Annotated in this window: 16 protein-coding genes; 7 read left to right on the plus strand and 9 right to left on the minus strand. The window is 70.7% G+C overall.

Annotated features, from left to right (window positions below):
- Positions 1-240 precede the first annotated feature (240 nt).
- Complete coding sequence (locus ACE3PU_RS09840; protein ID WP_374389205.1) at positions 241-558, plus strand: CsbD family protein; 318 nt, start codon at positions 241-243, stop codon at positions 556-558.
- Between the two features lie 53 nt (positions 559-611).
- On the opposite strand, the gene thrC is transcribed toward ACE3PU_RS09840, so the two are convergent.
- Positions 612-2,006, minus strand: a complete 1,395-nt coding sequence (thrC, locus tag ACE3PU_RS09845; RefSeq protein ID WP_374389207.1) for a threonine synthase — start codon at positions 2,004-2,006, stop codon at positions 612-614.
- A gap of 207 nt (positions 2,007-2,213) precedes the next feature.
- Here thrC and ACE3PU_RS09850 point away from each other — a divergent pair, with 207 nt between their 5' ends.
- Positions 2,214-3,176 carry a retropepsin-like aspartic protease gene (locus ACE3PU_RS09850; protein WP_374389209.1) on the plus strand — a complete coding sequence of 321 codons (963 nt, stop codon included), beginning with the start codon at positions 2,214-2,216 and terminating at the stop codon, positions 3,174-3,176.
- On the opposite strand, the gene ACE3PU_RS09855 is transcribed toward ACE3PU_RS09850, so the two are convergent.
- Both ACE3PU_RS09855 and ACE3PU_RS09860 read right to left on the minus strand, forming a co-directional pair.
- Positions 3,163-4,014 carry a neutral zinc metallopeptidase gene (locus ACE3PU_RS09855; protein WP_374389211.1) on the minus strand — a complete coding sequence of 284 codons (852 nt, stop codon included), beginning with the start codon at positions 4,012-4,014 and terminating at the stop codon, positions 3,163-3,165. The two genes, ACE3PU_RS09850 and ACE3PU_RS09855, sit on opposite strands and share 14 nt — an antisense overlap.
- A gap of 61 nt (positions 4,015-4,075) precedes the next feature.
- On the minus strand, positions 4,076-4,474 hold the full coding sequence (locus ACE3PU_RS09860) for a hypothetical protein (protein WP_374389213.1): 399 nt from the start codon (positions 4,472-4,474) through the stop codon (positions 4,076-4,078).
- A 105-nt stretch (positions 4,475-4,579) separates the two neighbouring features.
- Here ACE3PU_RS09860 and ACE3PU_RS09865 point away from each other — a divergent pair, with 105 nt between their 5' ends.
- The gene (locus tag ACE3PU_RS09865) at positions 4,580-5,173 is read left to right on the plus strand and encodes a type 1 glutamine amidotransferase domain-containing protein (RefSeq protein ID WP_374389215.1); all 594 of its coding nucleotides are present in this window, start codon (positions 4,580-4,582) and stop codon (positions 5,171-5,173) included.
- Between the two features lie 153 nt (positions 5,174-5,326).
- On the opposite strand, the gene ACE3PU_RS09870 is transcribed toward ACE3PU_RS09865, so the two are convergent.
- A complete protein-coding gene (locus ACE3PU_RS09870) occupies positions 5,327-5,977 on the minus strand; it encodes a methyltransferase (RefSeq protein WP_374389236.1) in 651 nt (216 codons plus the stop codon).
- Between the two features lie 127 nt (positions 5,978-6,104).
- Between ACE3PU_RS09870 and ACE3PU_RS09875 the strand changes: the two genes are divergently transcribed.
- From ACE3PU_RS09875 to ACE3PU_RS09885, 3 genes are read left to right on the plus strand one after another with little or no spacing between them, the layout of a single operon-like run.
- Positions 6,105-6,512 (plus strand): hypothetical protein, encoded by a 408-nt coding sequence (locus tag ACE3PU_RS09875; RefSeq protein ID WP_374389217.1) that lies wholly within the window; start codon positions 6,105-6,107, stop codon positions 6,510-6,512.
- Positions 6,512-6,709, plus strand: a complete 198-nt coding sequence (locus ACE3PU_RS09880) for a helix-turn-helix transcriptional regulator (RefSeq protein WP_287898158.1) — start codon at positions 6,512-6,514, stop codon at positions 6,707-6,709. The genes ACE3PU_RS09875 and ACE3PU_RS09880 overlap by 1 nt, the downstream gene beginning before the upstream one ends.
- 37 nt (positions 6,710-6,746) lie before the next feature.
- Positions 6,747-7,694, plus strand: a complete 948-nt coding sequence (locus tag ACE3PU_RS09885; protein WP_374389219.1) for an alpha/beta fold hydrolase — start codon at positions 6,747-6,749, stop codon at positions 7,692-7,694.
- Here ACE3PU_RS09885 and ACE3PU_RS09890 read toward each other — a convergent pair.
- The 5 genes from ACE3PU_RS09890 to ACE3PU_RS09910 all read right to left on the minus strand — a co-directional run bounded on the left by ACE3PU_RS09890 (position 7,691) and on the right by ACE3PU_RS09910 (position 11,418).
- Positions 7,691-8,515 (minus strand): DUF3298 domain-containing protein, encoded by an 825-nt coding sequence (locus ACE3PU_RS09890; protein ID WP_374389221.1) that lies wholly within the window; start codon positions 8,513-8,515, stop codon positions 7,691-7,693. The genes ACE3PU_RS09885 and ACE3PU_RS09890 overlap by 4 nt on opposite strands.
- A gap of 11 nt (positions 8,516-8,526) precedes the next feature.
- Positions 8,527-9,558, minus strand: coding sequence for a UbiA family prenyltransferase (locus ACE3PU_RS09895; RefSeq protein WP_374389223.1), 1,032 nt, complete (start codon positions 9,556-9,558; stop codon positions 8,527-8,529).
- A 131-nt stretch (positions 9,559-9,689) separates the two neighbouring features.
- Positions 9,690-10,472 carry a GIN domain-containing protein gene (locus ACE3PU_RS09900; RefSeq protein ID WP_374389225.1) on the minus strand — a complete coding sequence of 261 codons (783 nt, stop codon included), beginning with the start codon at positions 10,470-10,472 and terminating at the stop codon, positions 9,690-9,692.
- Entirely contained in the window at positions 10,469-11,068 is a 600-nt protein-coding gene (locus ACE3PU_RS09905) for a DUF1700 domain-containing protein (RefSeq protein WP_374389227.1), read from the minus strand. Before ACE3PU_RS09905 ends, ACE3PU_RS09900 begins: the two co-directional genes overlap by 4 nt.
- Entirely contained in the window at positions 11,065-11,418 is a 354-nt protein-coding gene (locus tag ACE3PU_RS09910; RefSeq protein WP_374389229.1) for a PadR family transcriptional regulator, read from the minus strand. The genes ACE3PU_RS09905 and ACE3PU_RS09910 overlap by 4 nt, the downstream gene beginning before the upstream one ends.
- A 364-nt stretch (positions 11,419-11,782) precedes the next feature.
- Here ACE3PU_RS09910 and coxB point away from each other — a divergent pair.
- The coding region (coxB, locus tag ACE3PU_RS09915; RefSeq protein WP_374389234.1) for a cytochrome c oxidase subunit II at positions 11,783-12,651 on the plus strand (869 nt) is incomplete at its 3' end.

Here is a 12,651-nt window from a genome sequence, read left to right on the forward strand (position 1 = left end):
CGTCGCAGGCCGAGACGCCGCCGCCGCCCGCCATCGAGACGGCGCCGCTGGTCGTGGTTCCCAGCACGCCGGCGCCGACCGTCGCCCGCCCGGCGCAGACGGACCCGAACGCGCCGGTCGTGACCCGGCCCCAGCCGCTGGACTGAGGCGACGCGTCGCGGGAACCGATAGGCTTGGGTCGCGCTTGACCGTGTGATGGCGCCTGGGGGCGTCGTCCTCCCCGAGGAAGAGGTTTTCAACATGACTGATCAATTCGCCAACGGCGCCGCCGCCCAGGCCGAGGGCAAGGCCCAGAAGGGCTTGGGCAAGGTTCTGGGCGACCAGAAGCTTCAGGTCGAAGGCGCGTACAACGACGCCAAGGGCCGGTCGCTGGAACAGTTCGGCAAGGCCATGGACGCCGTCGACCGTCTGGTCGAAAAGGCGCCGGCCAACTATCGGCCCAAGGCGCGCGAAGTCGCTGCGGCTGCGCGCCAGAAGCCCCTGCTGACGACGCTGTCGGTCGCGGGCGTAGGCCTGCTGCTGGCCGGTCTGGCGTCGCGCGGCATGCGCCGCCGGTAAGCGCAATCGGCGCTCCCCAGCCGGGAGACCAGGCGTTTTGAACCGGGAAGCGCTCAGCGCTTCCCGGTGAAGGCCGTGACGGCCCCTAGTGCAGCCTCGAAGTTTCCGTCCACCACCGTCATCCTCTCCTTTTGGTCGCCCAGGGCGGCGATGACGGGTGCGGGCTCGGGCTGGAGGCCCAGCACCTCGCCGACAAATCCCCCGAACTTCGAGGGGTGGGCGGTGGACAGCGCGACCACCGGCCCGTTGGAACGGTCCTGACGGCGGGCGACGGCCAGGGCCACCGCCGTGTGCGGGCAGATGACCCGGCCCCAGGTTTCGTGCGCATGGGCGATCTCGGCCCGGGTCTCCGTCTCGCTGATCGACACTGCGGACACCTCGGCGCGCAGCGCCTTCAGCAGATCCGGATCGAACACGACGGCGCCGTCGCGGGCGAAGGTCTCGAACACCGCGCGGGTGCGATCGGCGTCGCGTCCGGTTGCTTCGAACACCAGACGCTCGAAGTTCGACGGCGCCTGCACGTCCATGGAGACGCTGCCGCTTTCGACGGCCGGGCGACGCGAATAGACTCCGTCGTTGATGGCCCGGGCCAGGGCGTCGTTCTGGTTCACGGCGGCGACGAAGCCGTTCGCCGGCAGGCCCATCTTCCGCGCGGCGACACCGGCGAAGGCGTCGCCGAAGTTCCCTGTCGGCACCACGAAGGCGGCGGATCGGCCCAGCTGGGCGGTGGCGCTGACATAATAGGGGATCTGGCCCGCTAGTCGCGCCCAGTTGATCGAATTCACCGACGACAGCCGGCCCCGCTCGCGCAGGGAGTCCTCGGCCAGCAGGCCCTTCACCAGCCGCTGGCAGTCGTCGAAGTCGCCGCGCACGGCCAGGTTCAGGACGTTGTCGGCCTGCACCGTCGTCATCTGGCGACGCTGCACCGGCGAGACGCGGTCCAACGGGTGCAGCACGACCAGATCGACCGACCGGGCCCCGGCGAAGGCGCGCACGGCCGCCGCGCCGGTGTCGCCCGAGGTGGCGGTCAGTATGGTCAGACGCTCGCCCGAGGCCGCCAGGGCCCCGTCCGTCAGGGACGCGACCAGCTGCATCGCCAGGTCCTTGAAGGCGGCGGTCGGGCCGTGAAACAGCTCCAGCACGAACAGGCCGGGCTCCAGCTCCACCAGCGGCGTGACGGCGGCGTGGTTGAAACCGGCGGTCAGCCGGTCCAGGGCGCGGTCCAGCGCGCCCGCGGGCAGGGCGTCGCCGATGAAGGGCGCGATCGCCGCAAGGGCGATCGCCTTATAGTCGCCGCCCTGCGACCAGGCGTCGGCCGACAGGGCGGGCCAGCCCGTGGGCATGTAAAGGCCGCCGTCGGGCGCGATGCCCCGCAACAGGGCGTCGGCGAAATCGGTTTCGGGGGCCTGGCCCCGGGTCGAGACGTAACGGGCGCTGGAGGTCGTCATGATCGTGGTTCCTAGCCATGCCGACGACGGCCGTCATCCGGTTTCTGGACGAATTTGTCGCCTATTGCGTCGCCGTGGCGAAACCGCGCCACGTTCCTCGCGGCGATCGCCGTCGGAATGGAAGCTTCGTGCCCGTGGCGGCGCGCGCCTTTGCTTGCGACCATGGCGACGCTGGCGGTTCGGTCCGGGACGGTCCATGTCAGGGCCATGAGAAGACGTGACCTTCTGATCCGCCTCGGTCTTCTGGGCGCGGGTCTGGGCGGGGCCTGGTGGGTCCGCGACTATGTGCTGTGGCGCGAACCCGACATCGTGCTGCCGGCGCAGGGATCGACCGGCTGGCTGCCCTACGCCGAACCGCGCGCCACGACGCCCACGGTCGCGACGACCGTGAACGGAACGCCGGTGCGGGCGCTGATCGATTCCGGGGCCCAGTATTCGGTCATCGATCGCTCCCTGTTCGAGAGCCTGGGCCTGACCGACGTCTTCACCCTGCCGATGGTCGCCTATGGCGTGGGCGGCGACGCCCAGGTCGGGCGCGGCACGACGCTGGACGTCGCCGTCGGCGAACTGAGGCTGGAGGGCTTGCGCGCGGCCATCCTGGGATTGGGGCCGCTGGCGGGGCCGCAGGGCCTGGCCGCTCCCCTGATCCTGGGCCAGGACGTGCTGCGCCACCTGGTGCTGGAGCTCGACACGCCCGAGCGGCGGTTGCGGCTGTCCGGCCGCGAAGGCTGGACGCCGTCGGCGGAGGTGCGGCCGATCGCCGTCACCCGCAAGGGCCGCGCCCTTCAGGCGGCGATCACGGTGGAGGGCGCCGAGGTCCAGGCCGTGGTGGACACCGGCGCCTCGGCGGTCCTGGCCCTGACGCGCGAAACGGCGCGGGCGGCGGGCCTGTTCGACGGGCGTGAGAGGCGGCCAGGCCAGAGCATCGTGCTGGGCGGTGTGGTGCGCGCCGAGACGACGGTCGCCCGCACCCTGACCATCGGCGACGACATGTACCGGCAGGCCGACGTGGCCATCTACGACGACGTCAGCGTGCCCGGCTTCCCCAAGGCCTTGATCGGCATGGAGGCCTTCGAGGGGCGGCGCGTGGCGCTCGATCTCGGGGGACCGCGCCTTTTCGCCTCCAGCCCGATGGACATCACCGTGGGCGGGCCGGTCAGGCGCCGCTGAAGGTGTCGCAGGCGGACGGATCGCCGGACTGGTAGCCCCGCTGCAACCACTCCACCCGCTGGGCCGAGGAGCCGTGGGTGAAGCTTTCCGGAGAGACCCGGCGGCCGGCGCCGCTCTGCAGGGCGTCGTCGCCGATGGCCTGGGCGGTCTTCATCCCCGCCTCGAAGTCGCCAGGCTCCAGCGCCACCGCGCCGTTCGACGCGCTCGAGGCGTTGGCGGCCCAGACGCCGGCGTAGCAGTCGGCCTGAAGCTCCAGGGCGACGGAATACTGGTTGGCCTCGGCCTCGCCGCGCGCGCGCTGCTGCGCCTGGCGCACCTGCTCCGACGTCCCGCTCAGGGTCTGGACGTGGTGCCCGAACTCGTGGGCGATGACATAGGCTTTGGCGAAGTCGGCGTCGGATCCGCCCAGCCGCTCCAGCTCCCGCCAGAAGCCGAGGTCCAGATAGACGGTGCGGTCGCTCGGGCAATAGAAAGGCCCCATGGCGGACTGGCCATAGCCGCAGCCGGTCGAAGTGCCCTGTTCGTAGATGACGACCCTGGGCTGCTGGTAGCCGCCCAGCCGCCCGGTCCAGACGTCGTTGATGTTGCCGCCGATCACGTCGACGAAACGCCCGGCCTGGTCTTCGGGCGTGCCGGTCTGGCCCTGCTGTTCCTGCGCGCCGACGCCGCCGAACTGGCTGGCCAGCTGCGTCGTGGTCGACGGGTCGATGCCGAACACCAGATAGCCGATGATGGCCAGCACCCCGACGCCGAGGCCGCCGCCAGCGATGGCGCCGCCGCCCAGGCCGCGCCGGTCCTCGATCCCGCCGCCGCCGGTTCTTCCGCCCTGCCAACGCATGTCGTCCCTCCATCTCCGACCTGAAGCTAGGCCGGAACGCGGATCGAGGGGAAGGGATGCGTCAGTTGGGACGATCCAGCCAGTCGTCGATCTGGCCGACGCCGGCGGAGGTGCGGGCCCGGCGCTGCTGCGCGCCTTCGCGCAACGCACGCTCCTGTTCGGGCGAATACAGGGGGCGGGGCGGGGGCACGCCAGGATCGGTCCGTCGGCGCGCGGCCTCGAGCCCCTGGCGGCGAAGCTGGGTCTCAAGCTGCTGCTGGCGCGCCAGGGCGGCGTTGGCCTGCGCTTGGTTGCGCAGGCGTTCGTTCTCATAGCGATGCTGGTCGGCGATCGCCCCCGGCGCGCCGCCGGGATAGGCCCCATACGGCGGTTGATAGGGCCGCCAGGTCTGGGCGGTCGCCGGTGCGGCGGCGACCGAGGCCGTCAGGAGCAGCGTCGTCAGGATCGGCAGGCTTCGCATGAACGGAATATGGGCGTCGGGCCGATTTCCTCCAAGCGGAGCCGCAACCCGGCCCGCGCCGGCGGGTTTCTCTGGCTCATTTCCCCAACCGAATGGAGCGCTCCCATGGCCCAGTCCCTTTCCGGAAAGACCGTCGCCGTCCTGGCCACCGACGGCGTCGAACTGATCGAACTCACCGAGCCGGTGAAGGCGCTGCGGGACGCCGGCGCCGCCGTCGAGATCGTCTCGCTGAAGGCCGGCGACTTCCAGGGCTTCAACCACCTGACCCCGGGCGACAAGATCACGGCCGACAAGGCGGTGGCGGGCGTGGACGCCTCGGCCTATTCGGCGCTGATGCTGCCGGGCGGCGTGGCCAATCCGGACCAGCTGCGCGCCGACGAGGACGCGGTGAAGTTCGTTCGCGCCTTCTTCGACGCGGGCAAGCCCGTGGCCGCCATCTGCCACGCGCCGTGGCTGCTGATCGAGGCGGGCGTGGTCGAGGGCCGCACCCTGACCGGCTATCCCAGCATCCGCACTGACCTGCGCAACGCCGGCGCGACGGTGGTGGACGAGGAAGTGGTGGTGGACGACGGCCTGGTCACCAGCCGCAATCCCGACGACATCCCCGCCTTCAACGCCAAGATGATCGAGGAATTCGCCGAAGGCCGCCATCGCGGGCAGGCGGAAAAGGCCGAGGCCGCGCGCCCGGCCGCCCACTAGGTTCAACCGACAGCCGGCGGCTGGCGCTTCTGGAGCGTCATTCCGGGGCTGAGCGAAGCGAAGAACCCGGAACCCAGGACCGCAGCCTCCGGGTTCCGGGTTTGTCCTGCGGACGCCCGGAATGACGGTCAAAGGGCAGATGGAACCTGGGCGTCACGGCATCGCCCAGACCGACGACCGCTTGACCTCCAGGTCCTCCAGCTCCCGCGTCGTCGGCACCTGATATTCCGCCAGGAAGTCCAGGCCGGTGCGCGGGAAGTAGGTGCGGCCGGGGTCGCCGATCAGCACGCGGACGCCCCGCTCGCGCGCCCGGCCCAGCCAGGACAGGACGGCGTCGGTCATCGGCTTCTCATAGCAGATGTCGCCCGCGCAGATGACGTCCACGTCCGGCGGCGGCGCCTGCAGCAGGTCGTGGCCGACGAAGGTCAGGGCCACCGCATTGGCGCGAGCGTTGGCGGCCACGGCGGCTTCGCAGAAGGGATCGATGTCGGCGCACAGACAGTCCGCGGCGCCCGCCTTCATCGCCGCCACGCCGACCAGGCCCGACCCGGCGGCGAAGTCCAGCACGCGCTTGCCCGCGACCTCGAGCGGGTGATCCAGCACATAGCGCGCCAGCGCCTGCCCGCCCGCCCAGGCGAAGGCCCAGAACGGCGGCGGCAGGCCCATCTCGCCCAGCTCCTCCTCCGTCATGCGCCAGATGGGCGTGACCTCATCCGCCAGCCACAGCGAGATTTCGGGCGCGTGGGGCACGGGCTGAAGCCGCGTGTTCTCGCGAATGAAGGCGGCGGGATCGGCGATGGCCATGACCCTGTGTATGCGCTTCACCGTGCGGTGGATAGGGCGGGGCGCCCTGTCATGACAGCCTTACAAAAAGTAATGTTGACCTAACATCGTGCGCATGTCATGTTCACCTTACACAAGGAGAACGCCCATGCTGTCGGCCTGGAAAGGCGGGACCCCCGCCCACAAGCGATATCTCGTTCGGACCATGGCCTTCATGGTTCCCTATGTCGCCATCTGCATCGCCATGATGACCACCGACGCCTTTGACGAGGTCATGGACAAGCCGGCGGGCTGGGTGCTGGCGGCGGCCGTGGCTGCGCCGGTCATCGGCCAGATCTGGGCGACCCTGTCCCTCATGCGCGAAAGCGACGAGTTCGTGCGCGCCGTGACCGCCAAACAGTTCATCCTGGCGGCGGGCGGGGCCATGGCCGTGGCGGTCTTCTGGGGCTTCGGCGAAAGCTTCGCCGGCGCGCCGCATCTGCCCGCCTGGCTGATCTACCCGCTGTTCTGGGCGGCCTATGGCGTGGTGTCGCCCTTCATCCGGGCGTCGAACTGATGAAGAACCGACTGAAGCTGCTGCGCGTCGAACGCGGCTGGACCCAGGAGCAGCTGGGCCAGGCCCTGGGCGTGTCCCGCCAGGCGGTGATCGCCCTGGAGACCGAGCGGCACGATCCCTCTCTGGACCTGGCCTATCGCATCGCCGCGACGTTCGACCGGCCGGTCGAGGACATCTTCGAAAATCCGCACGCCTGACGGCGCGCCCGCACCCTTTCCACCAAGGAGACATCCGATGCTCAACGCCTTCTTCAAGGCGCGCCCGCGCCTGCGCGTCGCCCTGCTCGGTCTGGCGATCTGCGCCCCCTCCATGGCCGTCGGCGTCAGCGCCGCCCTGGCCCAGGACGCAGCCCGCCTCACGGCCCCGGCGACCACGCCCTTCGTCTCGGACCGGCTGTCGGTCGAGGTGATCGGCCAGGGCCCAGACGTGATCCTGATCCCCGGTTTCGGCTGCTCGCGCGAGGTCTGGCGGGTGACGGCCGAGCGTCTGAAGGCGACGCACCGCGTCCATCTGGTCCAGCTGGCGGGCTTCGCGGGCGAGCCCTGGAGCCACGGCGACGGGGCCTTCGTCCAGCCGGTCGTCGACGAACTGGACCGCTATGCCCGGACCCAGGGGCTGGAGCGGCCGGCCCTGGTGGGCCACTCCATGGGCGCCCTGGTCGGCCTGGTCCTGGCGCAGCAGCATCCCGAGGCGGTCGGCCGGCTGATGAGCGTCGACAGCCTGCCCTTCTTCGGCGCCCTGCGCGGCCCGCAGGTGACGGTCGAGGCCATGCGCCCCGCGGCGGAGCAGACCGCCCAGAGCCTGCTGACCCTGTCAGACGACGCCTTCCGCGCGGCCCAGGTCGGCAGCGCCCAGGGCATGACCCGGGACCCGGCGTTGCGCCAGCGGCTGGTCGACTGGACCACCGGCTCGGACCGGCGCGCCATGGCCTCGGCCATGCGCGACGTCCTTCTGACCGACGCCCGGCCCGGTCTTGCGGCCATGACCACGCCGGTCACCGTGCTCTACGCCGCGGACGCCGACGGCGGCGCCCCGGCGGCCCAGGCCGATCAGGCCTGGACCAGCCAGTATGCGCCACTGCCGGGCGCGAAGCTGGTCCGCGTCGACGGCAGCCGTCACTTCATCATGGCGGACCAGCCCGAACGGTTCGCCCAGGCGCTGGACGCCTTCCTGGCCGACTAGCCGGCCTGGGGCGTCACGTCCCCGGCCTTGGCCGGGGCCCCGCCGAACTGATCGGCGTAGGCGGGCGTCAACAGGCTGCGGAAGGCGGCCTGCGGCACCGTCACCCAGTAGTAGCCGTCCGAATAGGGGCCGATCTGATAGGCGCCGATCAGGAAGGTCACCCCGCCCGCCTGGCCCGGCGTCTGGCCGGGCGCCAGGACGAACGGCGTGGCGACGGCCTTGGGGCAGGTCCACATCTTGCCGTCCAGGGTCGCGCGCTCGGATCCCGGCGAACGCGCCTGCTTGGCGGCGTTGGCGGCGTCGCACAGGGCCTTGTCCAGCGCCGACAGGTCCGCGCCGGGCCGGAACAGGTCGCCGAAGCCCAGCCGCTTCTTCTGCGCCTTGTCCCACAGCACGGCGGCGAAGCTGGTGTTGGGGTGGGCGCCGCCGGTGTATTCGAAATCGGTGCGCGCCAGGCTGAACAGGCGCGCGGTCTCGCCGCCGGCGGCGTAGGCGATCGACTTCTCATAGGGGTTGGGGCCGCCGCCGGCCTCGGTGAGGTCGGCCTGGGCGCCTTCCTCGAACTGCTTCAGGTCGCGCACCGCCGCCGCATAGATGGGGGCGTGCAGGTCCGGCTGGCCCTTCACCGCCGCCGGCAGGGTCAGCTTGACGCTGGCGTACTGGGTCTTGTCGTCGAAGGCCATCGGCGCGCCCGCCGTCGCCGGGGTCGTGGCGGCCGGCGCCGCCGGCGGCGCATCGGCCTTCTCCTCGCGCCGCTGGCAGGCGGCCAGGCTCGCGGCCACGGCTGCGGTCAGGATCAGGGTGCGGACGGGGAGGGTCATGCGAAACTCCTTCATGACAGGCCGACGAAACCGAGAGCGACGGCGCCGAGCAGGATCAGCCCGGCCTCGCGATTGGACTTGAACAGGCGCAGCGCCAGGGCCGGGTCGTTCCGGTCGATGCGCGCGACCTGACGGGCCAGATGGGCGGCGTAGGCGGCCAGCCCCAGCCAGAAGACGGGGCCAAGCCCCGCGGCCAGGCCCGCGGCCCCCGCCAGCACGACCGCCCCGCCATAGAAGACGGCGACGCCGGGACGCACCGCCGAGGCCAAACGCCGCGCCGACGACTTCACCCCCACCATGGCGTCGTCCTCGATGTCCTGCAGGGCGTAGATCGTATCGTAGCCCAGGGTCCAGAAGACGCCGCCCAGCCACAGCAGGACGGCCGGGACATAGGCCTGCCAGGACAGGGCCACGACATGGTCGCCGTCCGACGCCGGGGACCACAGGAAGGGGCGGAACTCGCCGGCCATCTCAGGGGGCAGCAGGGCGGCGGCCGCCAGGGGCAGGGCGGCCGCGAACCCCATCAGGGCGCCCCAGTTGAAGGTCAGGCCCAGCCACGCCTGCGGCCACCAGGTGATCCGCTTCATGAAGGGATAGGCCGCGACCAGGGCCAGGGAGCCGACGCCCAGCAGGATGGCCGCGACCGGCAGGGTCAGCAGGATCAGCAGGCTGGCCAGGCTGCAGCCTATGACGAAGGCCCAGGCCTGTTTCACGCTGATGCGGCCCGACGGGATCGGGCGTTGGGCGGTGCGGGCGACCTGTGCGTCGAAGTCGCGATCGACGATGTCATTGAAGGCGCAGCCCGCGGCCCGCATCAGGCAGGCCCCGATCGCGAAGCCGACGAACAGCCACAGGTGATACAGGCCCGGCGGCTGGCGATACTGGGCCAGGGCCAGGGCGATCCCCTGCCAGCCGGGCAGCAGCAACAGCCAGATGCCGATCGGCCGGTCGAACCGCCCCAGCTTCAGCCAGGGCTTCAGCCCCTCCGGCGCGTGCCGGTCGACCCAGTTGGCGCCGGCGTCGGGAAGGGGGGCGGAGGTCATGGCGGATGACTTAGCCGGAATGGGCGAGGGGGTGAAGGCATGGCGCCGCCGCGCGGGCCTCATCGCCCGTCACAAGCGCGTTCCTCCCCATGGTCCGGCCATGGGGAGGGCGCAGGCGGGCGGAGGCGGCCTCAGTCCTGATAGACGTCGCCCGAGCCGGCGATGTCGGTGGTCAGCTTGGAAGGCCGGTCGGTCAGGGCCACGTCGCCCGAGCCTGAGATGCTGACCGCGGTCTCGCCGGTCGGGGCGATGCGGGCGTCGCCCGAGCCGGCGATGTCGACCTTCGCCGTCGCCGTCGCCAGGTCCTCCAGGTCGGCGTCGCCCGATCCCGAGATGCTCAGGTCCAGGGCGTCGGTGCGACCCGACGCCCGCACCTCGGAAGAACCCGCGATGTCGATCGCCAGCGCCGGCTGATCATAGCCGGCGATGCTCAGGTCGCCCGAGCCGTTCACCTCGAAGCGGTCGAGGTTGGGCGCGGTGACCGTCACGCGCAGTTCGTCGCGTTCCGCACGGGCCCTGACGCCGTGACTGCTCCAGCCGAACACGACGCTCTCGTCGCCCTCGGTCAGGAACAGGCGGCCGTTCTCCAGCCGGACCCGGTCGGCCAGGCCCTTGGGTCCGGAGATGACGACGTTGGCGGCGTCGCCCTGCACGTAATCGACGTCGATGGAGGACTCGATCCTCAGGGTCCGGCCGCCGGTCCACGCCAGGGTGCGGGTCACGTGCGGCCCCCGATCGTCGGCGCCGTCGCCCTTGATGCGTTCGAAACGGACGGTCTCGCCGTCCTCGTCGCGGATGGTCCAGGCCCAGCCGTGGCGCTGGAGGTCGGAGCCGCCCAGGGCCAGGGCGCCGCCCAAGGCCGCCAGGCACAGCACCAGGGCGGCGCCGGCGATGATGAACAGTGTGCGGATCATGCCGAGGCTCCCGAGAAAGGGGTGGATTGGACCGGCGTGGGCTCAAGCGCGGGCTTCAGCAGCCGGTAGTGCAGGCGGGCGAACCAGACGACGCCGTTGACCAGCCAGATGGTGAAGACGGTCAGCAGGGCGCCGATGAAGACGGCGCCGGCCATCAGGCCCAGACCCATCAGGACCGCGGCGAGGGGCCCGCCGGGGAAGCCGGCGATCGGCCCCGCCACCATGATCGCGCCGCCGGCGAAGAACAGGGCGATGGCGGCGATGAAGAAGCCGAACAGCGTCCCGACCACGCCCATCAGGATGGGCAGCAGGATCAGGATGTCGATCGCCCCCAGTCCCAGAACCGCGAAGACGGCGGCGGCGGCGGCGGACGGGTTCTTTTCCTGATGCCAGCGCTGGATGCCGGCCTCGGCCTTCAGTTCGCGGGCCAATCTGCCCGGGTCGCCCAGCGCCGCGGCCACTTCCGCCTCGGTGCGGCCGGCGGCCAGGCCGTCCTCGAAATGGGCCTCGTAGTCGGCGACGATGTCGTTGGCGGTCGTGGTCGGCAGGCCGACAAGACCGTTCTTCAGACGGGCGATGAATTCCGCGCGCGTCATTGGGCTCCCTCCGGTTGAGCTTGGGCCGCGTCGCTCGTCACGACGGCGTCGACGGCCCGGGTGAAGGCTTGCCACTCGGCGGTCTGGGCGACCAGGGCCGTGCGGCCCGCCTCGGTCAGGCGGTAGTATTTGCGCGACGGCCCCGCCGACGATTCGACCAGATAGGTCTCCACCAGTCCGTCGGTCTGCATCCGGCGCATCAGGGGGTAGATCGTGCCTTCCCCCATATCGATCGCGTCCGACAGGCGGCTGGCGATCTCGTAGGCGTAGCTGTCCGCCCGGTTCAGAAGGGACAGGACGCACAGCGCCAGCACCCCCTTCTTCAGCTGTATCTCGATGGTTTCAGGCACCGCGATCTCTCCTTTGATGGAGATTGAGTACGGCAAGGTATCTGTCCACGCAAGGTAGCTGCCGAAACATGACACCGATTTAATCCCGGCCTGGAAACGGCGGGATTGGGGCGCGCCGGCGTTGTTCGCTTGGCAAGCCGAAAACGATCCGATAGGGACGCCACAGCGCCGGGCGTGGGAATCGCGCCAGCGTGATTACTTGCGATCCGTTCGCAAGTATCTGCTGCAGAACGGTTTTATGGGGACTTCTCTTATGGGGATGGGCACGGGAGCCCGAGGAACGCTCAAGGGCGCCGTCGCGACGGCCGTTCTTGGCGCTGGCCTGGCGATCTTTTCCGCCGCGCCGACCTGGGCGCAGGACTTGATGGGACAACCGACGCCGGGCGGCATCGACCTTCAGCCGGCGGCGTCGCCGCTGAAGCACGACGCCATCTGGTTCCACAACATCATCCTGATGCCGATCATCACGGCCATCACCCTGCTGGTGCTGGGCCTGCTGGTCTGGATCGTGATCCGCTACAACAAGAAGTCGAATCCGACGCCGGCGCGCTGGAGCCACAACACGGCGATCGAAATCATCTGGACCGTGGCGCCGGTGGTGATCCTGCTGATCATCTCGCTGTTCTCGTTCCGCCTGCTGTTCGCCTATCACGACATGCCGACGCCGGACCTGACGGTGAAGGTCACCGGCAACCAGTGGAACTGGGCTTATGAATATCCGGACCAGGGCGTGGCGGAGTACATCTCCAACATGCTGCCGGAAGAGGAAGCGCGCGCCCGGGGCGTGCCCTACCGCCTGGCCGCCGACGAGCCGATGGTCGTGCCGGTCGGCCAGACCGTGCGCCTTCTGGTCACCGCCGCCGACGTGATCCACGCCGTGGCCCTGCCGGCCTTCGGTCTGAAGACCGACGCGGTTCCGGGCAAGGTCAACGAGACCTGGTTCAAGGCCGAGCGCACCGGCGTCTTCTACGGCCAGTGCTCGGAACTGTGCGGCGTCGACCACGCCTTCATGCCGCTGCAGATCAACGTCGTCACCCAGGCCGAGTTCGCGCGCTGGGTCGCCTCCAAGGGCGGCTCCATGACGCCGCCGGCCGTGGCCGCCGCGGGCGGCACCGCCGCCCAGGTCGCCGCCGGAACGACCGGCGCTCCGGTCGTCGGCCAGGCCACCACCGGCCCCGCGGCCGGCGGCTCGACCGTCCCGCCCGCCCAGACGGCGACCACGCCCACCACGAC

Source organism: Brevundimonas sp., from assembly GCF_041911375.1.
Taxonomy (GTDB): Bacteria; Pseudomonadota; Alphaproteobacteria; order Caulobacterales; family Caulobacteraceae; genus Brevundimonas.